Annotated in this window: 18 protein-coding genes; 9 read left to right on the top strand and 9 right to left on the bottom strand. The window is 60.4% G+C overall.

The genetic code is table 11. The features are described 5' to 3' along the window. Window positions 1-7: 7 nt before the first annotated feature. The 8 genes from lptC (at window position 8) to IB246_RS18790 (ending at window position 5,529) form a co-directional block, all read left to right on the top strand. Window positions 8-580 (top strand): LPS export ABC transporter periplasmic protein LptC, encoded by a 573-nt coding sequence (gene lptC / locus IB246_RS18825; protein WP_008026921.1) that lies wholly within the window; start codon window positions 8-10, stop codon window positions 578-580. Further along, window positions 567-1,115 carry a lipopolysaccharide transport periplasmic protein LptA gene (lptA, locus tag IB246_RS18820; protein ID WP_008026920.1) on the top strand — a complete coding sequence of 183 codons (549 nt, stop codon included), beginning with the start codon at window positions 567-569 and terminating at the stop codon, window positions 1,113-1,115. Before lptC ends, lptA begins: the two co-directional genes overlap by 14 nt. Beyond that, window positions 1,115-1,840, top strand: a complete 726-nt coding sequence (lptB, locus tag IB246_RS18815) for an LPS export ABC transporter ATP-binding protein (protein WP_008026918.1) — start codon at window positions 1,115-1,117, stop codon at window positions 1,838-1,840. Before lptA ends, lptB begins: the two co-directional genes overlap by 1 nt. 184 nt (window positions 1,841-2,024) lie before the next feature. Continuing rightward, the gene (locus tag IB246_RS18810) at window positions 2,025-3,518 is read left to right on the top strand and encodes an RNA polymerase factor sigma-54 (protein ID WP_032828652.1); all 1,494 of its coding nucleotides are present in this window, start codon (window positions 2,025-2,027) and stop codon (window positions 3,516-3,518) included. A gap of 74 nt (window positions 3,519-3,592) precedes the next feature. Next, window positions 3,593-3,901 (top strand): ribosome hibernation-promoting factor, HPF/YfiA family, encoded by a 309-nt coding sequence (gene hpf, locus IB246_RS18805; RefSeq protein WP_007941242.1) that lies wholly within the window; start codon window positions 3,593-3,595, stop codon window positions 3,899-3,901. A gap of 12 nt (window positions 3,902-3,913) precedes the next feature. Next, the gene (ptsN, locus tag IB246_RS18800; protein ID WP_008026914.1) at window positions 3,914-4,378 is read left to right on the top strand and encodes a PTS IIA-like nitrogen regulatory protein PtsN; all 465 of its coding nucleotides are present in this window, start codon (window positions 3,914-3,916) and stop codon (window positions 4,376-4,378) included. 2 nt (window positions 4,379-4,380) lie between these two features. Then, window positions 4,381-5,238 (top strand): RNase adapter RapZ, encoded by an 858-nt coding sequence (gene rapZ, locus IB246_RS18795; RefSeq protein WP_008037390.1) that lies wholly within the window; start codon window positions 4,381-4,383, stop codon window positions 5,236-5,238. A 15-nt stretch (window positions 5,239-5,253) separates the two neighbouring features. Continuing rightward, entirely contained in the window at window positions 5,254-5,529 is a 276-nt protein-coding gene (locus IB246_RS18790) for an HPr family phosphocarrier protein (protein ID WP_008037392.1), read from the top strand. A 7-nt stretch (window positions 5,530-5,536) separates the two neighbouring features. Here the strand turns inward: IB246_RS18790 and IB246_RS18785 are convergent, their stop codons facing one another. From IB246_RS18785 to pmbA, 6 genes are all read right to left on the bottom strand, one after another. After that, a complete protein-coding gene (locus IB246_RS18785) occupies window positions 5,537-6,430 on the bottom strand; it encodes a ZIP family metal transporter (protein ID WP_032832356.1) in 894 nt (297 codons plus the stop codon). 30 nt (window positions 6,431-6,460) lie between these two features. Further along, window positions 6,461-7,072 (bottom strand): superoxide dismutase, encoded by a 612-nt coding sequence (locus IB246_RS18780; RefSeq protein WP_008037396.1) that lies wholly within the window; start codon window positions 7,070-7,072, stop codon window positions 6,461-6,463. Window position 7,073: 1 nt separating this feature from the next. Next, window positions 7,074-7,505, bottom strand: coding sequence for a hypothetical protein (locus IB246_RS18775; RefSeq protein WP_008037399.1), 432 nt, complete (start codon window positions 7,503-7,505; stop codon window positions 7,074-7,076). Window positions 7,506-7,532: 27 nt separating this feature from the next. Continuing rightward, entirely contained in the window at window positions 7,533-8,909 is a 1,377-nt protein-coding gene (locus IB246_RS18770; protein WP_008037401.1) for a class II fumarate hydratase, read from the bottom strand. Further along, complete coding sequence (locus IB246_RS18765; protein WP_008026896.1) at window positions 8,890-9,297, bottom strand: hypothetical protein; 408 nt, start codon at window positions 9,295-9,297, stop codon at window positions 8,890-8,892. Before IB246_RS18765 ends, IB246_RS18770 begins: the two co-directional genes overlap by 20 nt. 238 nt (window positions 9,298-9,535) lie before the next feature. Continuing rightward, window positions 9,536-10,882, bottom strand: a complete 1,347-nt coding sequence (pmbA, locus tag IB246_RS18760; protein WP_008026894.1) for a metalloprotease PmbA — start codon at window positions 10,880-10,882, stop codon at window positions 9,536-9,538. Between the two features lie 108 nt (window positions 10,883-10,990). Here pmbA and yjgA point away from each other — a divergent pair, with 108 nt between their 5' ends. Next, window positions 10,991-11,515, top strand: a complete 525-nt coding sequence (yjgA, locus tag IB246_RS18755) for a ribosome biogenesis factor YjgA (protein ID WP_008026892.1) — start codon at window positions 10,991-10,993, stop codon at window positions 11,513-11,515. Between the two features lie 48 nt (window positions 11,516-11,563). On the opposite strand, the gene tldD is transcribed toward yjgA, so the two are convergent. The 3 genes from tldD to IB246_RS18740 all read right to left on the bottom strand — a co-directional run bounded on the left by tldD (window position 11,564) and on the right by IB246_RS18740 (window position 17,872). After that, window positions 11,564-13,006: a metalloprotease TldD gene (tldD, locus tag IB246_RS18750; RefSeq protein ID WP_008037402.1), complete on the bottom strand. Its 1,443-nt coding sequence runs from the start codon at window positions 13,004-13,006 to the stop codon at window positions 11,564-11,566. Window positions 13,007-13,024: 18 nt separating this feature from the next. After that, window positions 13,025-13,873, bottom strand: a complete 849-nt coding sequence (locus tag IB246_RS18745; RefSeq protein WP_008037403.1) for a carbon-nitrogen hydrolase family protein — start codon at window positions 13,871-13,873, stop codon at window positions 13,025-13,027. 195 nt (window positions 13,874-14,068) lie between these two features. Further along, the gene (locus IB246_RS18740; RefSeq protein WP_192230118.1) at window positions 14,069-17,872 is read right to left on the bottom strand and encodes a YhdP family protein; all 3,804 of its coding nucleotides are present in this window, start codon (window positions 17,870-17,872) and stop codon (window positions 14,069-14,071) included. Window positions 17,873-17,886: the final 14 nt, after the last annotated feature.

The raw sequence follows: 17,886 nt of genomic DNA, 5'->3' as shown, positions 1-17,886 counted from the left end.
GCCAACTATGCTGAGCAAGAAATTTCGCAACATCCTGATGTTCGGTTGCATCGCAGCGATATTTGCTGCGGTCGGCTACTGGAACATCAGCCCGGAGCGCTTCCTCGACAAGCCTGTGGCAAAGGTCGATGAAAGCGAAATCGACTACTACGCGATCAACGCGCACAGCGTCCAGTTCCTGCCGGATGGCAAACTGCAATACGAAATGACGTCCGACAAGGTTGAACACCTGAAGGCGACCGAAGTGACGCTGTTGACCAACCCGGACCTGAACCTGTTCCGCGGCACCCAGTTCCCTTGGCACGTCCAGAGCGAACACGGCGAGGTCAACCCGGACGGCACCCAGGTCGAACTGATCGACTCGGTGCGCATCACGCGTTTCGACGAGAAAAACCGCAAGACCCTGATTACTACCACCCGTATGACCGTGTTCCCGCAACAGCAATATGCGCAGACCGAGCAACCCGTTAGAATCGACGGCGCTGGCGGTGTATCGACTGGCAAGGGAATGAAAGCGTATTTGAAAGAAAGCAGGATACACCTGCTATCGAACGTAAGAGGACAGTATGAGGCTCGTTAAAACTCTCCCTATTTTGCTCGGTCTGAGCGCAGCACTGGGAAGCGTGAGCGCCTGGGCTCTGCCGAACGATCAACAGCAGCCGATCCGCATCCAGGCCGACGACGCCCAACTGGACGACAAGAACGGTATTGCCACCTATAAAGGTGACGTGATCATCACCCAAGGTTCGATGATCGTTAAAGGCAATACTGTGACCATGACCCGCACCCCTGCGGGCGACATCGACGTGGTGACTTCGGTGGGCAACCTTGCCTATTTCGAACAGCTGCAAACGGCGGGCGACACCAAGCCGGTTCAGGGCTGGGGCGTCACCATCCAGTACCACGCCTCGCAAGATCGCGTCGTGCTGATCGATCGCGCCAAAGTTGTCGATAAGGACGGTAACGTCACCCAAGGCGAGAAAATCGTCTACGACACCAACAAAAAGCTTGCCAGCGCAGGCCGTGCCACGGGCACCAATGTGACCGAGTCGCGTCCGCGTATCGACATGGTTATCCAGCCGAAAAAGAAAACCGACGAGCAAAAGGCCCCGTAATGGCAACTCTGAAAGCTCAGCATTTGGCCAAGAGCTACAAGAGCCGTCAGGTCGTGCGCGACGTCAGCCTGTCTATCGACAGCGGTCAGATCGTCGGCCTGCTTGGCCCTAACGGCGCCGGTAAAACCACCTGTTTCTACATGATTGTCGGCCTGGTTCAGGCCGATCAGGGTCGCGTACTGATCGATGATCTGGACGTCAGCCACCAGCCGATGCACGGTCGTGCGAAGGCAGGTATCGGCTATCTTCCGCAAGAAGCGTCGATCTTCCGCAAACTCTCGGTCGCCGACAACATCATGGCGATCCTCGAGACCCGCAAGGAACTCGACAAGGCCGATCGCCGCAAGGAACTGGAAAGCCTGCTGCAGGAATTCCACATCAGCCACATCCGCGACAGCCTCGGCATGAGCCTGTCCGGTGGCGAGCGCCGCCGCGTGGAAATCGCCAGGGCACTGGCCACCAACCCGAAATTCATCCTCCTCGACGAACCGTTCGCCGGCGTGGACCCGATTTCGGTGGGCGACATCAAACAGATCATCTACCACCTCAAGGCCAAGGGCATTGGCGTGCTGATCACCGACCACAACGTCCGTGAGACGCTGGATATCTGCGAAACCGCCTACATCGTCAACGATGGCCAACTGATCGCCGAAGGTGATTCGGCCACCATCCTGGCCAACGACCTCGTGAAAGAAGTCTATCTGGGCCATGAGTTCCGCCTGTAAGCACTAAGGTGTCTGGCTGGCTGCCCGAGCGCTTGTCTCGATAAAAAATCAATACTTTTTTATTGTTACAGCGCTCTAGGCAAACGCTACGGTTTCGGGCATATAATTTGCTTATGTTTGGCGCTTCGGCGCCCTGTAGTGGATGGCGCATGTGCGCCGGCGAATAAGGTGTTTAGCCCCTGCCATGAAACCATCGCTAGTCTTGAGAATGGGCCAGCAGCTGACGATGACACCGCAGCTGCAACAGGCCATCCGCCTGCTCCAATTGTCGACCCTGGACCTGCAACAGGAGATCCAGGAGGCCCTGGAGTCCAATCCGATGCTCGAACGCCAGGAAGAAGGCGACGACTTCGATAACGCCGACCCCTTGGCCGACAAAGCCGAACAGCAACCCAACGCCGACGTTTCAGAACCCTCCTATCAGGAAACCGCCCCGACGGTGGACAACCTCGAGGAAGGTGACTGGAACGAGCGCATTCCCAACGAACTGCCCGTCGACACCGCCTGGGAAGACGTCTACCAGACCAGCGCCAGCAGCCTGCCGAGCAACGATGACGACGAGTGGGATTTCACCACCCGTACATCCGCCGGTGAGAGTCTGCAAAGCCACCTGTTGTGGCAACTGAACCTGGCGCCGATGTCCGACACCGATCGCCTGATCGCCGTGACCCTGATCGACTGCATCAACAATCAGGGTTACCTGGACGAAACCCTCGAGGAAATCCTCGAAGCCTTCGATCCGGAACTCGACATCGAACTGGACGAGATCGAAGCCGTCCTGCATCGCATCCAGCAATTCGAACCCGCCGGCATCGGCGCCCGCAACCTGGGTGAATGCCTGCTGCTGCAATTGCGCCAACTCCCTGCCAAGACACCTTGGCTGGCCGAGGCCAAGCGCCTGGTCACCGACTACATCGACCTGCTCGGCAGCCGCGACTACAGCCAGCTGATGCGCCGCATGAAGCTCAAGGAAGATGAACTGCGCCAGGTGATCGAACTGGTTCAGAGCCTCAACCCGCGCCCCGGCTCGCAGATCGAATCCAGCGAAGCCGAGTACGTCGTCCCCGACGTGATCGTGCGCAAGGACAACGAGCGCTGGCTGGTCGAGCTGAACCAGGAATCGGTGCCACGGCTGCGGGTCAACGCCCAATACGCCGGTTTTGTGCGCCGCGCCGACACCAGTGCCGACAACACCTTCATGCGCAATCAGTTGCAAGAGGCCCGCTGGTTCATCAAGAGCCTGCAAAGCCGCAACGAAACGCTGATGAAAGTTGCCACCCAGATCGTCGAGCATCAGCGCGGTTTTCTGGAATACGGCGACGAAGCGATGAAACCGCTGGTGCTGCATGACATCGCCGAAGCGGTGGGCATGCACGAGTCGACGATTTCCCGCGTAACCACACAAAAATTCATGCATACCCCCCGGGGCATATATGAGCTGAAATACTTTTTCTCCAGCCACGTCAGCACCTCCGAAGGCGGTGAATGCTCGTCCACGGCGATCCGCGCGATCATCAAAAAACTGGTTGCCGCGGAAAATCAGAAAAAGCCGTTGAGTGACAGCAAGATCGCTGGTTTACTGGAGGCACAAGGCATTCAGGTGGCTCGCCGCACCGTCGCCAAGTACCGCGAATCCCTCGGGATCGCGCCTTCGAGCGAACGCAAGCGGTTGATGTAGAGCCACGCCACAGCGTTCCAGTGGTAGATCATCTGGTCTACCGCTTTATGCACTGGCAACGAAGGAGAAGCTGTATGCAAGTCAACATCAGTGGACACCAACTGGAAGTGACCGAACCTCTTCGCACCTACATCGGCGAAAAACTCGAACGGTTAGAGAGGCATTTCGACAAGATCACCAACGTGCAGGTCACGATGACGGTCGAAAAGCTGAAGCAGAAAATCGAAGCCACGCTGCATATTCCCGGCAATGAAGTGGTCGCCAATGCGGAACATACCGATATGTACGCGGCGATCGACGCATTGACCGACAAGCTGGATAAACAACTCAAAAAGCATAAGGAAAAGACCCAGAGCCTCCTCCAGGGCGCGACCGGTCGTTAACACTCCCAACCCATGATCCGACTTGAAAGCATCCTGACCCCCGGCCGTTCCCTCGTGAACGTGCCGGGCGGCAGCAAAAAGAAAGCCCTCGAGCAAATTGCCAACCTGATCGCCCGGGAAGTGCCGGATCTGGAGATGCAAGATGTCTTCGAGGCGTTGATTGCCCGTGAAAAACTCGGCTCGACCGGTTTTGGCAACGGCATCGCTATCCCTCACTGTCGGCTGAAAGGTTGCACCTCGCCTATCAGCGCCTTGATGCACCTGGACGCCCCCATCGATTTCGACGCCATCGACGGTGCTCCGGTTGACCTGCTGTTCGTCTTGCTGGTCCCCGAAGCCGCTACCGATGCGCACCTTGAATTGCTCCGCCAGATCGCCAGCATGCTCGATCGCAAGGAAGTCCGCGATCGCCTGCGTAGCGCCCCGAGCAATGAAGCCTTGTATCAGGTTGTCCTGGACGAGCAAAACGGGCACTAATCATGCGCTTGATCATCGTCAGTGGCCGTTCCGGCTCAGGTAAAAGCACCGCGCTCGATGTTCTCGAGGACAACGGCTATTACTGCATCGACAACCTGCCCGCCGGGTTGTTGCCGGAACTGGCCGAACGCGCGCTGGTCCACACCGAACTGCCACAGCCGCTGGTTGCCGTCTCTATTGATGCGCGCAACCTGCCGAGCCACCTGAGCCGGTTTCCGGAACTGCTCGAAGAAGTTCGCAGCCGGCATATCCAGTGCGACGTCCTGTACCTGGACGCCGACGAAGAAACCTTGCTGAAGCGTTTTTCGGAAACTCGCCGTCGTCACCCGCTGAGCAGCGCCAACCGCTCGCTGGCCGAGGCGATCAACGACGAAACCAGCCTGCTCGGGCCGATTGCCGACCTCGCCGATCTCAAGGTCATCACCACCAACCTGAACCTGTACCAGCTGCGCGATACCATCAAGTTGCGCCTGCTGAACCAGCCGGAACCCGGTACTGCGTTTTTGGTGGAGTCGTTCGGATTCAAGCGCGGCATGCCGGTGGACGCCGATCTGGTGTTCGACGTGCGCTGCCTGCCGAACCCCTATTGGAAGCCCGAGCTACGCGATCAGTCCGGGCTTGATGAACCGGTTGCCACGTACCTGGCCGCCCAGCCGGACGTCGAAGAGATGTTCCAGGACATTTCCACGTACCTGCTCAAATGGCTGCCGCGCTTTGCCGCCAGCAACCGCGCTTATGTCACCATTGCCATCGGCTGCACCGGCGGGCATCACCGCTCCGTCTATCTGACCGAACGTCTGGGTCAGGCCCTGCAAAAAACCCTGAAGAACGTCCAGGTCCGCCACCGCGACCTCAGCTAAAGGATTCACATCGCGATGCCTGCTCTGGAAATCGAAATCATCAACAAGCTGGGTCTGCATGCCCGTGCTTCCGCCAAATTCGTTGGTGTCGCCGGCGAGTTCAAAGACTGCACGATCAGAGTCGGACGAACGCCGGAATCAACGGTCGACGGCAAAAGCATCATGGCAATGATGATGCTCGCTGCGGGCAAAGGCACCAAAATCTACATCAGCACCGAAGGCGAAGACGAGCAAAGAGCGCTGGATGCGCTGACAGACTTGATCAACCGTTACTTCGACGAAGGCGAATAACGCTCGCCTAGGCGAGCGCTGTATCCATCACCATCATCAAACAAAACCCGATCAGCAGCCCAAGACTGGCCAGCTTGTCGTGACCATGGCGTCGCGACTCGGGGATGACTTCGTGCGTGACCACCAGCAACATGGCCCCGGCCGCGAGCGCCAGGCCCAACGGCAACAGCAATTCGGCCAGGCTCACCAGCCAGGCGCACAACAGTGCGAAGACCGGCTCGACCAAGCCTGATGCCGCCCCGATCAGGAACGCCTTGACCCGCGACATCCCTGCCCCGGCCAACACCAACGCAATGACCAATCCTTCCGGCACATCCTGCAAGGCGATGCCCATGGCCAGGCTGTCGGCGTCGGGCATGCCGCCCCCCGCCGAGACACCGACCGCCATGCCTTCGGGAATGTTGTGGGCAATGATGGCAAACACGAACAACCAGATCCGTGGCGCAATGACCGGCCGCTCCAGCGTGCCGACGAGCATTTCCGGTGAAGCGCCGGAAGCCTTTCGATCCACCAGATACAGCCCGAACGCGCCAAGCATGATGCCGAAACTGATCAGACCGCTGGCCGCCCAGGGTGTCAGCCCCAGGCTTTCAGCGGCGGCAATGCCTGGCACGATCAGCGAAAACGCCGTCGCCGCGAGCATCACCCCGGCACCGAAGCCGAGCAGCGTATCGCTGACCGTCTGGGGCATGCGTCGAATCACCAGCACCGGCACCGCGCCCAAGGCTGTGCCCAAGGCGCAAATGGCCCCGCCCTGCAACGCACGCAGCAGTTTCGGCTCAAGGTCCAGCCACGCGAGCCCATGCGCAACCAACAGGCTCATGCCCGCCAGTAGTAACAGCGACCCAAACGCGTAACGAAACATTCGTCCACTTCCGATCGCCAGTGTTTCAGTGCCCATAGCCCGCCCAGGATTGTTTTTATAGAAGACTTAAACCAGTGCAGCCTGATAGCGCGCAGCGACTTCGGGCCAATTGATCACGTTGTAAAAAGCGTTGATGTATTCCGGCCGGCGGTTTTGATACTGCAGGTAATAGGCATGCTCCCAGACATCCAGCCCCAGAATCGGCGTATTGCCATTCATCAAGGGACTGTCCTGGTTGCCGCTGCTTTCAACGACCAGCGTCTTTTGCGGCGTCACACTCAGCCAGGCCCAGCCACTGCCGAAACGGGTCAGCGCGGCTTTGGTGAAGGCCTCCTTGAAACGGTCGAGGCCGCCCAACTGGTCTTCGATGGCCTTGGCCAATTCACCGTCCGGCCGACCGCCGCCGTTGGGCACCATCACTTCCCAGAACAGCGAGTGGTTGGCGTGACCGCCGCCCTGATTGATCACCGCCGCGCGGAGCTTTTCCGGCAGTTGCTGGACAGCTGCCACCAGCTTTTCCACCGGCCACTCGGCGAACTCGGTGCCTTCGACAGCCGCGTTGAGGTTATTGATGTAAGTCTGGTGGTGCTTGGTGTAGTGGATTTCCATGGTCTGCGCATCGATGTGCGGTTCCAGGGCATCGTAGGCGTACGGCAAGGCAGGCAAGCTAAAAGCCATTTCAGTGGACTCCATGATGTAGAGACGCAGGGGGCGACGCGGCATCGACGTGCAGCAAACGATGAGTGCGCGGGTATTCGCCATGCTCGCTGATGAAATTCAGCAGTTCGACGTAGGTTTTGCTGCTCTGACGCAGTGCGGCTTCACGCAATGCCGGCGCCAGTCGCGGGTCCTGCATGGTCTTCAACAAGCGCTGGTGGATGGCGCACAGGTATTCGGCGCTCTCCTCCGGCTGGTTCAGACGCAAATGCAGGTCCGCCAGGTTGTGATGGGAAATGACGCAGGCCGCCACCGCTTCGTCGGCATCCGCCCAGCGCTCGAACAACACCTGGGCCAGGGCCAATGCCTGCAAGTAAGCCTCGCGGGCATCGACGTATTCGCCCAGCATGAAACAACGGTTTGCCCTTTCGATCGTGCGTTTCCAGTGCTCCATGGTGAGCCTCCAAAGCGGTTGCGGTGATTACACGCCGCCTGCGGTGAGCTTTTCCGGATTGAGCAACTCTTCCAGTTGGCTGCGCGACAGTTCGGTGTGCTCCAGAGCGACATCGATCACCGGCCGGCCTTGCTGATAAGCCTTCTTGGCGATCTCCGCAGCTTTTTGGTAACCAATGATCGGGTTCAGTGCCGTGACCAGAATCGGGTTGCGCGACAGCGCTTCCTTGAGCCTGGCTTCGTTGACCTTGAAACTGGCGATAGCCTTTTCACCCAAGAGGTGGCTGGAGTTGGCCAGCAATTCGATGCTGCTCAACAGGTTCTGAGCGATGATCGGCAGCATCACGTTCAGCTCGAAATTGCCCGACTGACCGGCGATGGTGATCACCGTGTCATTGCCGATCACCTGAGCGGCGACCATCGCGGTGGCTTCCGGGATCACCGGGTTGACCTTGCCGGGCATGATCGACGAGCCCGGCTGCAAGGCTTCGAGTTCAATTTCACCAAGGCCGGCCAGCGGGCCGGAGTTCATCCAGCGCAGGTCGTTGGCGATTTTCATCAGCGAGACAGCGGTGGTTTTCAGCTGCCCGGAGACCGCAACGGCGGTGTCCTGAGAGCCGATCAGTGCAAACAGATCGGTGCCCGGCGTGAATTGCACCTGAGTCAACTTGCTCAACTGCTGGCTGAAAAGCCCGGCAAATTCAGGGTGCGCATTGATACCGGTGCCCACCGCCGTGCCACCCTGAGCCAGGGATTGCAGGCTCGGCAGCAGATCCTGCAGATGGCCGATGTTGGCTTTGAGCTGTTGCGCCCAACCGTTGAGCACCTGGCTCATGCGCACCGGCATCGCATCCATCAAGTGAGTGCGACCGGTTTTGACGTGGTGGTGAACCTCCTCGGCCTTTTGCTCGATCACCTGCACCAAGCGCACCAATGCCGGCAGCAATTGCTCATGCAATGCCAGCGCAGCGCTGACGTGGATGGTGGTCGGGATGATGTCGTTGCTGCTCTGCCCGCAATTGACGTGATCGTTGGGGTTCACCGGCTCGCCAAGCAGTCGGCTCGCCAGCGTGGCAATCACTTCGTTGGCGTTCATGTTGGAACTGGTGCCGGAACCGGTCTGGAAGATATCCACCGGGAAGTGCTGCATGAAGTCGTCCTTGAGCAAACCCAACGCCGCTTCGACGATGGCATTGCCCTGGGATTCGCGGATCTGCTTGAGTTCGACGTTGGCGCGGGCGGCGGCGGCCTTGGCCAGGATCAGCGCGCGAATGAACTGCACGGGCATCGGCTTGCCGCTGATCGGGAAGTTGTTCACCGCACGCTGGGTCTGTGCGCCGTAGAGGGCATCCACCGGGACCTGAAGCTCGCCCATGCTGTCGCGCTCAATACGTGTCTTGGTCATCAGAAAATCCTTGCACCAGTTCTATGAGAGGAATCGAAGGCTGCAACTCGCAGGTCGCCAGTTGCCAGGTGTAGCTTTGCCAGCGCTTGAGGCGGCACTTGCACAGAGAGAGGCGTTCGAGTTCGCGTAGCGGGCGCCATGCCTGGTCCAGGCAATAGGTTCGCCAGTGCCAGGGCAGCGCGACGTCGGCAGCGGTGTCGAGCAATAAACGGAAAGAGGTTTCAGCGATGGTCCAGGGTGAAGTCGCCGTGCAACACGCCAGATACCGGCCTTCGGCCAGGTAGTGGTCGATCAGGCGCGGCTCGTCAGGGTCCATCCCGCAACGGATCTGGCGACTCATCCAGCGCCAGCTTTCGAGGTAAGGCTGCTCGTGCAAGGCAGAACTCATGATCCGGGGCTCATTCGGTAATGAGATTTATTATTAGATGATAATGAGAACCAACACAAGCCCGAGCATGGTCCCTTGTAGGAGCCGGCTTGCTGGCGATTGCGATCTGGCATTCAACATCGATGTCGACTGATTGACCGCAATCGCCAGCAAGCCGGCTCCTACAGGTGTGTTATGCGGGCACAAAAAAAGGCGCGCCACCCGATGGGTGGCGCGCCTTTTGTGTAGCGGTCGCGGGTTAGCTGCCGGCGACTGTCATCCGCTCGATCAGCACCGAACCCGTGCGAATGTTGCTGCGCAATTCCAGGTCGTTACCCACCGCAACGATCTGCTTGAACATGTCGCGCATGTTGCCGGCGATGGTCACTTCCTGGACGGCGAACTGGATTTCGCCATTCTCGACCCAGTAACCCGCCGCGCCACGGGAGTAATCGCCCGTGACCATGTTCAGGCCCTGGCCCATCAGCTCGGTGACCAGCAAGCCACGGCCCATGCGGCGCAGCAACGCCGCCTGATCTTCATCGCCATGGGTGACGAACAGGTTGTGCACGCCGCCGGCGTTGGCCGTGCTCGGCATGCCGAGTTTGCGACCGGAATAGGTGCCGAGGATGTAGGACACCAACTCGCCTTTTTCGACGAACGGTTTGGCGTAGGTCGCCAGGCCATCGCCGTCAAACGCCGAGCTGCCCATTGCACGCATCAAGTGCGGACGCTCATCGATGGTCAGCCATTCCGGGAACAGCTTCTGACCCAGCGTGCCTTCAAGGAACGACGATTTGCGATACAGACTGCCGCCGGAAATCGCCGAAAGGAAACTGCCGAACAAGCCACCGGCCAGCTCAGCGGAAAACAATACCGGCACTTCACAGGTCGGCACCGGACGTGCACCCAGTCGGCTCGCCGCCCGCTGCGCGGCACGCTGGCCGATGCTCGCCGGGTCGGCCAGCAAGTTGCCCTGGCGATTGACGTCGTACCAGTAATCACGCTGCATCTGGCCGTCGGCTTCGGCGATCATGACGCAGCTCAAGCTATGACGAGTCGATGCATAGCCGCCGATAAAACCGTGGCTGTTGCCGTAAACGCGGCAGCCCTGATGCGTGCTGAGGGTGGTGCCGTCGGCGTTCTTGATCCGGCTGTCGGTAGCAAATGCCGCAGCTTCACAGCTCAGGGCCATCTCGATGGCTTGTTCCGGTGTGATGTCCCACTGATGGAACAGGTCGAAATCCTGCAGATCCTTGGCCATCAGCGCGGCATCCGCCAGGCCGGCGGCTTCGTCTTCGGAGGTGTGTTTAGCGATGGCCAGCGCCGCAGCGACGGTTTCACGAATCGCTTCAGGACCACTGGCCGACGTGCTGGCCGAGCCCTTGCGCTGCCCGACGTACAAGGTGATGCCAAAGCCCTGATCGCGGTTGAATTCGACGGTTTCGACCTCGCGCTGACGCACCGATGTGGACAGGCCCTGCTCCAGGGACACCGCCACTTCACAGGCACTGGCGCCCTGACGCTTGGCTTCAGCGATGATCTGCTCGACTTGTTCTTGCAGTGCCGGCAACGCTTGTGGGCCGACGCTTTCAACTGCACTCATGCTGTTCTCCACTCAAATTCTGCTTTCGGTAAAGGCCTTCGAGCGACCGGGCCGGACAAGCGGCCCCCGACTGGTTATCATGGCGGCGTTTCTTTGCGGACGGCCACCATGGTTGATTCTTACGACGACTCCCTCGATACGGGAGAAAAAAGCAAATCCCAGGTTAAACGCGAGCTGCATGCTCTGGTTGACCTCGGCGAACGCCTTACAACGCTCAAGCCTGACTTGCTGGCAAAACTCCCGTTGACCGACGCTCTGCGCCGGGCTCTGGGCGATGCGCCCAAGCACACCGCGAATATCGCGCGTAAACGGCACCTTATGTTCATCGGCAAACTGATGCGCGATCAGGACACTGACGCCATTCTGACTTTGCTCGATCAACTCGATGCCTCCACCCGGCAGTACAACGAACGTTTCCATGGCCTGGAACGCTGGCGCGATCGCTTGATCGCGGGCGACGATGCAGTCCTGGAGAAGTTCGTGCTCGACTACCCGGAGGCTGATCGTCAGCAGTTGCGCTCCCTGATCCGTCAGGCCCAGCACGAACTGGCGACCAACAAGCCACCGGCATCGAGCCGTAAAATCTTCAAGTACATCCGTGAGCTGGACGAGACTCAACGCGGTCTGCGTTGAATCTCTTCTCGGGTGAGCCGCCACGCGGCTCACCCGAAGCTCCATCCCTTACGATCCTGTACCACCCACAGTGATCGCATCGATTTTCAGCGTTGGCTGGCCGACACCCACCGGCACCGACTGCCCATCCTTGCCGCACGTGCCCACGCCGCTGTCCAGCGCCAGGTCATTACCGACCATCGACACCTTGCTCATCGCTTCAGGCCCGTTGCCAATCAACGTCGCGCCTTTGACCGGCGCCGTAATCTTGCCGTCTTCGATCAGGTACGCCTCGCTGGTGGAGAACACGAACTTGCCGCTGGTGATGTCCACCTGACCACCACCCAGGTTGGCGCAGTAGATGCCGCGCTTCACCGAGGCGATGATTTCCGCCGGATCGCTTTCGCCCGCCAGCATGTAGGTATTGGTCATGCGCGGCATTGGCAGGTGCGCGTAGGACTCACGGCGACCGTTGCCGGTGCGGGCGACGCCCATCAGGCGCGCGTTGAGTTTGTCTTGCATGTAGCCTTTGAGTACGCCGTTTTCGATCAGCGTGGTGCACTCGGTCGGGGTGCCTTCGTCGTCGACGCTCAACGAACCGCGACGACCGGCCAGCGTGCCGTCATCGACGATGGTGCAGAGCTTGGACGCAACCATCTCGCCCATACGGCCACTGTAAGCGGAGCTGCCCTTGCGGTTGAAATCGCCTTCCAGACCGTGACCGACCGCTTCGTGCAACAGCACACCGGACCAGCCCGAACCCAACACCACCGGCAACGTACCGGCCGGTGCCGGAATGGCTTCGAGGTTGACCAGCGCCTGACGCAACGCTTCACGGGCGTAGCCCATGGCGCGGTCGTCGCTGAGGAAATAACGGTAATCGGTACGCCCGCCGCCGCCATGGCCGCCGCGCTCGCGACGACCGTTCTGCTCGACGATGACGCTGACGTTGAAGCGCACCAGCGGCCGTACATCTGCCGCCAGGCTGCCGTCGGTGGAGGCCACCAGAATGCGCTCCCAGACGCCGGCCATGCTCACGGTCACTTGCTGGATACGCGGGTCGAGAGCGCGGGTGGCGACGTCGATGCGTTTGAGCAGTTCGACTTTCTCGGCGCGGGTCATCACTTCCAGCGGGTTGTCCGGCCCGTACAACTGGGCGACGTCCTGAGTGGTGAAGGCCTGCACCGTGCCGTTCTGCCCGGCGCGGGAGATCGAGCGCGCAGCACGGGCCGCAGCGCCAAGGGCTTCGAGGGTAATGGCATTGCTGTAGGCAAAGCCGGTTTTCTCACCCGATTGCGCGCGCACGCCAACGCCCTGGTCAAGGTTGAAACTGCCTTCCTTGACGATGCCGTCTTCCAGGGCCCAGGACTCGGAAATCTGCCCCTGGAAATACAGGTCGGCGGCATCGATGCCCGGGCCGGCCAGATCGCCGAGCACACCTTGCAGGCTTTCGATGGTAACGCCGCCGGGCGCCAGGAGGTGTTCACTGACTGAGGACAACAACTCGCTCATATGCTTTACGCCTTAAATTCATCGTTCTGAGGCAGGTCGCCGGGCGCCCTGCGAGAAAAAGCGCCGGTGACTGGACACCGGCATCCGCGCCCGGATGGACGCCTGTTCGCTGCTATCGCGTTCGGCCAGCAGCACGGCCTCGCCTTGATCCTGTTGCGCCAGCACTCGACCCCACGGGTCGACAATTGCGGCATGCCCCCAGGTTTCTCGCGGCCCCGGATGCGTTCCACCCTGGGCAGCCGCGAGCACATAACACTGGGTCTCAATGGCCCGCGCGCGAATCAGTACATCCCAATGCGCCGCACCGGTCACCGCAGTAAAGGCCGACGGCGCGGTAATCAACTCCGCCCCGGCAGCGCGTAATTCGCTGTACAGCTCCGGGAAGCGCAGGTCGTAACAGACCGTCAGGCCGACTCGACCGACGGGCGTGTCCACGACCACCACGTCACTGCCATAAGCATAGTCATCGGACTCACGATAACGCCCACGGTTGTCCGCCACGTCCACGTCGAACAAGTGCAGCTTGTCGTAGCGTGCCACCGTTTCGCCCTGATCATTGACCAGCAGCGAGCAGGCATGCACTTTCGCCGCTGGCTGATCCGCCGGCGGCAACGGCAATGTGCCGGCCACTATCCATAACTTGAGGTCGCGGGCGGTCTGTTTCAACCAGGGCAGGATCGGACCTTCGCCCAACGCTTCGGCGCGGCCGATGTCAGCGATGTCGCGTCGGCCCATGGCGGCGAAGTTTTCCGGCAGCACGGCAAGCTTTGCGCCCCCGACGGCCGCTTGTTCAAGCAGCCGACGGGCCTGGGCCAGATTGGCCAGCACGTCGCTCTGGCTGACCATTTGAATCACCGCTACAGACATGGCCTTCCCTTTACCTGGAAATCAATAGATACCCCGTAGGAGCGAGGCTTGCCCGCGAAAGCGTCGTTCCTGACACACCTCGGTGGGTCGGTTCGCGGGCAAGTCGGGTCGCCGCATCGCTCGCTCCTACAGAGATTAGCGTCGGAGCATTAGAGCCTAGGGCCATGCTACTCCATAGGCTTGGGGAGTGGCTTTTCAAAAAGGTTTGTCGAAGGTGATTTTCGGCTCTTTCCACGGGCCTTTGACGGTGTACTTCACGCTGGCGAAACGTGCCACGCGGTCACCGATCAGCTTGTCGATCAGGAACAGCGCCCCACCGATGGCCGGTGCACCGACAATCAGCGCGGCAATCGGCAAGTTGTTGGTAACCGGCAAGGTCACCAGCAGTTTCGCATCGATCTGATCACCCACCAGGTCCAGCGTGCCATTGAGCTCGACATTGCTCGACGGACCGGTCAGCAGAATCGGCTCACGGGTCACGTAAACGCCGTTGGTCCCGACCAGCAGGCCTTTGACTCGGTCGTAACTCAAGCCTTTGCCAAACAGATCGGAGAAGTCCAGCCGCAAGCGCCGGCCGATGGAGTTGAAGTTGAGCAGGCCAAACACCCGCAACGCCTGAGCGCCACCCTCGACTTCAACGAACTGGCCTTTGTTCAGCGACGCATCAAGCGTCCCGGAGAAGCGCTTGGTGGCCAGCCAGGCCGGTGAACCGGGCCAGCGACCCTCGACATCCATATGAAACTCTTCGCTGGTGACACTGGGCGCAAAGCCCCAACCTTTCAGCACATCCGCCAGATTCTTGCCGCTGACCCGGCCCTTGTACCAACTGGTGGAAGCACCAGGCGCGCCTTCCCAGCCGCCGCTGCCCTGCAACAGAAGGCCCTTGAGGCCCAGATCCAGCGTATTGAGCGCGATGCCTTTGGCGGTCGGACGCACTTTCAGCGACCAGCCCCCGACCAGATCCTGCCCCTGGAACAGTTGATTGATGGTGATATCCAGCGCCGGGATCTTCGTCGGATCCACGGAGGCCAATGGATCCGGCGAATTTTCATCGGCCAAAACCGTTGGGTCCGGTGCCGGCAAACGCACGTATTGCAGATTGATCGCAATCGGTGCGCCTTTCGCATCGGGGATACCGGCGGTGCCCTTGACCTGTTGGCTGTCGAGTTGCAGGGCCCATGCACTCGGCTTTCGGTTCAACTGCACCGAGGCCTGATCAAGCGTGGTACCGATGCCGCTGAGCTTGCCGACCTTGAAATCCGCGCCGCTGAGCAACTGCTTGGCGCTGCCGCCCGGATCCTGGCCGGCATACTTGTCCACCAGATCCTTCCACGGGCCGACATCCAGCTCCGACAGCACGCCGCGCACCCGCAGGCCTTTGCCGCCTGGCAATACGGCATCGCCACCACCGAGGAACAGTTCACCGCGACCGTCGGCAAAACTGCCGGCCGGCGCTGCAAACGTGAAGCTGGCCAATTCGCCGTACTTGACCCAGTAACGCCGTTCCGGCCCTTGCAGGGTCATGCGGAACGTCGTGTCGCGCCCCACATCGGCCGCCATGCCGAACGGCGCCGGCAAATCGACGGCCACGCCTTTGAGGCTGGAATTGACCATCAACTGGCTGTCTGCGCCATCCAGGTTCAGTTGCAACTGATACGGGATCAAACCAGAGACCGGCAACGGCTGCGTGACACTCAGCCAGTCAGTCAGCTTTTTGACCTCGACCTGGCCGGAAGCGGTGACCCGCGTCTTGATGTCGCCTGGACTGCCATCGGCGAAAATCTGTGCGGTGACGGGTTTGTCAAAGGCACGAGCGGTGATGTTCTGCCCACTCAAGCCTTTGGTGCTGTCGAAGCGGAAATCGCCCTTCAACTGAGTCAGTTCAAGGACTGGCTCAGCCAGTTTCAAGCGCGCCTTGGCGGTCTTGAAGTCGACGAGGATATTCGGCTGTTCGCCTTTGGCCAGCGGAATATCCAGTTTCAGCTTGCCCTTCAGCTCGCCCTCGCCTTCCCATCCGGCGAAGGTGGCGGCGGTGCCGATCGGCGCTTCCTGGAGAATTTTCAGGCCATCGCCCAACCCGCCAGCGAAAGCGCCATCGAGCAACAGGTGAGGGTTTTGCCCGGCGGGCGCGTGGGGAATATTGACGTAAATATCGCTGACTTGTGTGTCGAGCAACTGACCTTTGCTGGCCAGAATCCGCACGCCACTGTCTTCGATGAACACGTCGCCAGTGACCTTGCTGACATGCGGCCAACCCGGTTGGAACGCCAGCTCGGCATCGTGAACCTTGAAGAACAGGCTGATGCTGCGCGCGGTGTCGGCGGCGCCATGGTTCAGCGAGCCTTGATACTGGAAGAAGCCCTGGTCCACCGCGCCCTTGAGAATCGCCGTACGCAACCATTCGTCCAGCGCCGGGCTGAGCACTTCGGGCAGGTACTTGGCGGTGTACTTGCCATCGCCCTCCACCAGGCCGACCCGCAGGTCCATGTAGTCTTCCTGGGTGTGATCGAAATGCAGGCGGATCAGGAAGTCGCCGGCAATCTTGCCCTCTTCGCCCAGCACCTTCAGGTACGGCGCGATCAGGGTGAAACCTTCTTTGTCGAGCTTCCAGGTCAAACGGGCGTTGGCCTGAATGTATTGCCATGGCTTGGCGAAAATCGGGTCCAGGTGCAGGGAAAAATCCTTGCTGTCCATGCGCAGTTCGCCGTGACCCAGATCACCGCTGATGCTGCCGCTGACATTCCGTGCTGCCGGGGCACCGTGATAGGCATCAAAGCCGACCCGGTCGAGGTTGGCGGCAAAACTGACCTTGCTGTCGTCGGTGGCGTTGGGCCGGATGTCGACCAGCACATTACGCAAACCACCCGTCACCTTGAGCCGCTCGACGGCGGTGGCGAGGCCTTCGGGCAATGGCCCCAAGGCATTCAGCAGCGGAGTCAGCGGGGTGAGGTCGAGGCGGTCGGCTTGCAGATGCCAGAGCTCTTCGGTCGTGTCGGTGGCCAGGCTCTGTTTGAGTTGCAGGTGCGATTCCCAGCGGGTCTCACCGAAGTTCATGGACAGCGAGTCCACCGTCACCAGAAAGCCTTCAGCACTGCGCTGGAAATAACTGTTGAGCGCCAGGTTGTTGATCTGGATCGGCTTGCGCTCGGCGTAGGCGCCCTTGAGTTGCGGCGCGTTCAAGCGGATCGCGGCGCTTTGCAGAGCGCCCTTATCCCAGTTGACCCAGAGTTCGCCACCGGCCTTGATTTCGGAAAAGTTCCATTGCTGGGTCACACGCTCGGGCAGCCATTTCGACCAGTCGCTTTGCGGCAGGCTCAGGTACGCATCCGCTGCACCGTCCTGCCACTGACTGGCACTAATGCGGGTGCGCACGCTCATGGCGACCGGCTGGCCGTCGGGCAGGGTCAGCCGTGCGTCGAGTCGCTGCCGGGAGACGCCGGTTTTCAGATTCAGGCCAACGTAGGTCAAGGTCAGCGGCGGGTGATCCAGTGGCTGCAAGGTCACTTGGCTGTCGAGCACCGACAACTGCTGGACCATCTGCATGCGATTGAGCAGTTGTTCCGGATCCAGCGGCTGATCCTGCTGCACCGGCAAGCCTTCCAGCGCCCAATGACCGTCCTCGCCTTCCTTGAGGCTGATCTTCAGACCGTTGAGTTCCAGATGAGCGATGCGCAGTTCACGGGCCGCGAGGCTGGCCCAGAGGTCCGGCACCGCGCGCACCTGATCCAGACGCAGGGCATTGGCGCCCTCGCCGACCATCACGTCGTGAGCCAGCAGAATCGGCGCGAAGCCACTCCAGTTGCCTTCCAGCTCACCTATATGCAGCGGCATGCCCAGGGCTGCGCCGGCTTTGGTTTCGACTTCGGCCCGATATTCGGCCACCAGCGGCGCCAGCTCGCGACCGAGACTGACGTAAAGCGCCATCATCACCAAAGCCAACGCGCACAGGCCCAGACCCCAGCGGGTCAGTGCGGCCAAAATGCGTGTCAGACGGTCCATGTCAGTTGGCTCCC

Source organism: Pseudomonas sp. PDM01, assembly GCF_014852325.1.
GTDB lineage: Bacteria > Pseudomonadota > Gammaproteobacteria > Pseudomonadales > Pseudomonadaceae > Aquipseudomonas > Aquipseudomonas migulae.
The sequence above is the reverse complement of the archived record's forward strand: the minus strand, read 5'-3'. Positions and strand labels throughout refer to the sequence as shown.

Excerpts from the sequence above, each read along its gene's own strand:
- lptC (WP_008026921.1), top strand. The coding sequence starts at position 8 with ATGCTGAGCAAGAAATTTCGCAACATCCTGATGTTCGGTTGCATCGCA.
- lptA (WP_008026920.1), top strand. The coding sequence starts at position 567 with ATGAGGCTCGTTAAAACTCTCCCTATTTTGCTCGGTCTGAGCGCAGCA.
- lptB (WP_008026918.1), top strand. The coding sequence starts at position 1,115 with ATGGCAACTCTGAAAGCTCAGCATTTGGCCAAGAGCTACAAGAGCCGT.
- IB246_RS18810 (WP_032828652.1), top strand. The coding sequence starts at position 2,025 with ATGAAACCATCGCTAGTCTTGAGAATGGGCCAGCAGCTGACGATGACA.
- hpf (WP_007941242.1), top strand. The coding sequence starts at position 3,593 with ATGCAAGTCAACATCAGTGGACACCAACTGGAAGTGACCGAACCTCTT.
- ptsN (WP_008026914.1), top strand. The coding sequence starts at position 3,914 with ATGATCCGACTTGAAAGCATCCTGACCCCCGGCCGTTCCCTCGTGAAC.
- rapZ (WP_008037390.1), top strand. The coding sequence starts at position 4,381 with ATGCGCTTGATCATCGTCAGTGGCCGTTCCGGCTCAGGTAAAAGCACC.
- IB246_RS18790 (WP_008037392.1), top strand. The coding sequence starts at position 5,254 with ATGCCTGCTCTGGAAATCGAAATCATCAACAAGCTGGGTCTGCATGCC.
- IB246_RS18785 (WP_032832356.1), bottom strand. The coding sequence starts at position 6,430 with ATGGGCACTGAAACACTGGCGATCGGAAGTGGACGAATGTTTCGTTAC.
- IB246_RS18780 (WP_008037396.1), bottom strand. The coding sequence starts at position 7,072 with ATGGCTTTTAGCTTGCCTGCCTTGCCGTACGCCTACGATGCCCTGGAA.
- IB246_RS18775 (WP_008037399.1), bottom strand. The coding sequence starts at position 7,505 with ATGGAGCACTGGAAACGCACGATCGAAAGGGCAAACCGTTGTTTCATG.
- IB246_RS18770 (WP_008037401.1), bottom strand. The coding sequence starts at position 8,909 with ATGACCAAGACACGTATTGAGCGCGACAGCATGGGCGAGCTTCAGGTC.
- IB246_RS18765 (WP_008026896.1), bottom strand. The coding sequence starts at position 9,297 with ATGAGTTCTGCCTTGCACGAGCAGCCTTACCTCGAAAGCTGGCGCTGG.
- pmbA (WP_008026894.1), bottom strand. The coding sequence starts at position 10,882 with ATGAGTGCAGTTGAAAGCGTCGGCCCACAAGCGTTGCCGGCACTGCAA.
- yjgA (WP_008026892.1), top strand. The coding sequence starts at position 10,991 with ATGGTTGATTCTTACGACGACTCCCTCGATACGGGAGAAAAAAGCAAA.
- tldD (WP_008037402.1), bottom strand. The coding sequence starts at position 13,006 with ATGAGCGAGTTGTTGTCCTCAGTCAGTGAACACCTCCTGGCGCCCGGC.
- IB246_RS18745 (WP_008037403.1), bottom strand. The coding sequence starts at position 13,873 with ATGTCTGTAGCGGTGATTCAAATGGTCAGCCAGAGCGACGTGCTGGCC.
- IB246_RS18740 (WP_192230118.1), bottom strand. The coding sequence starts at position 17,872 with ATGGACCGTCTGACACGCATTTTGGCCGCACTGACCCGCTGGGGTCTG.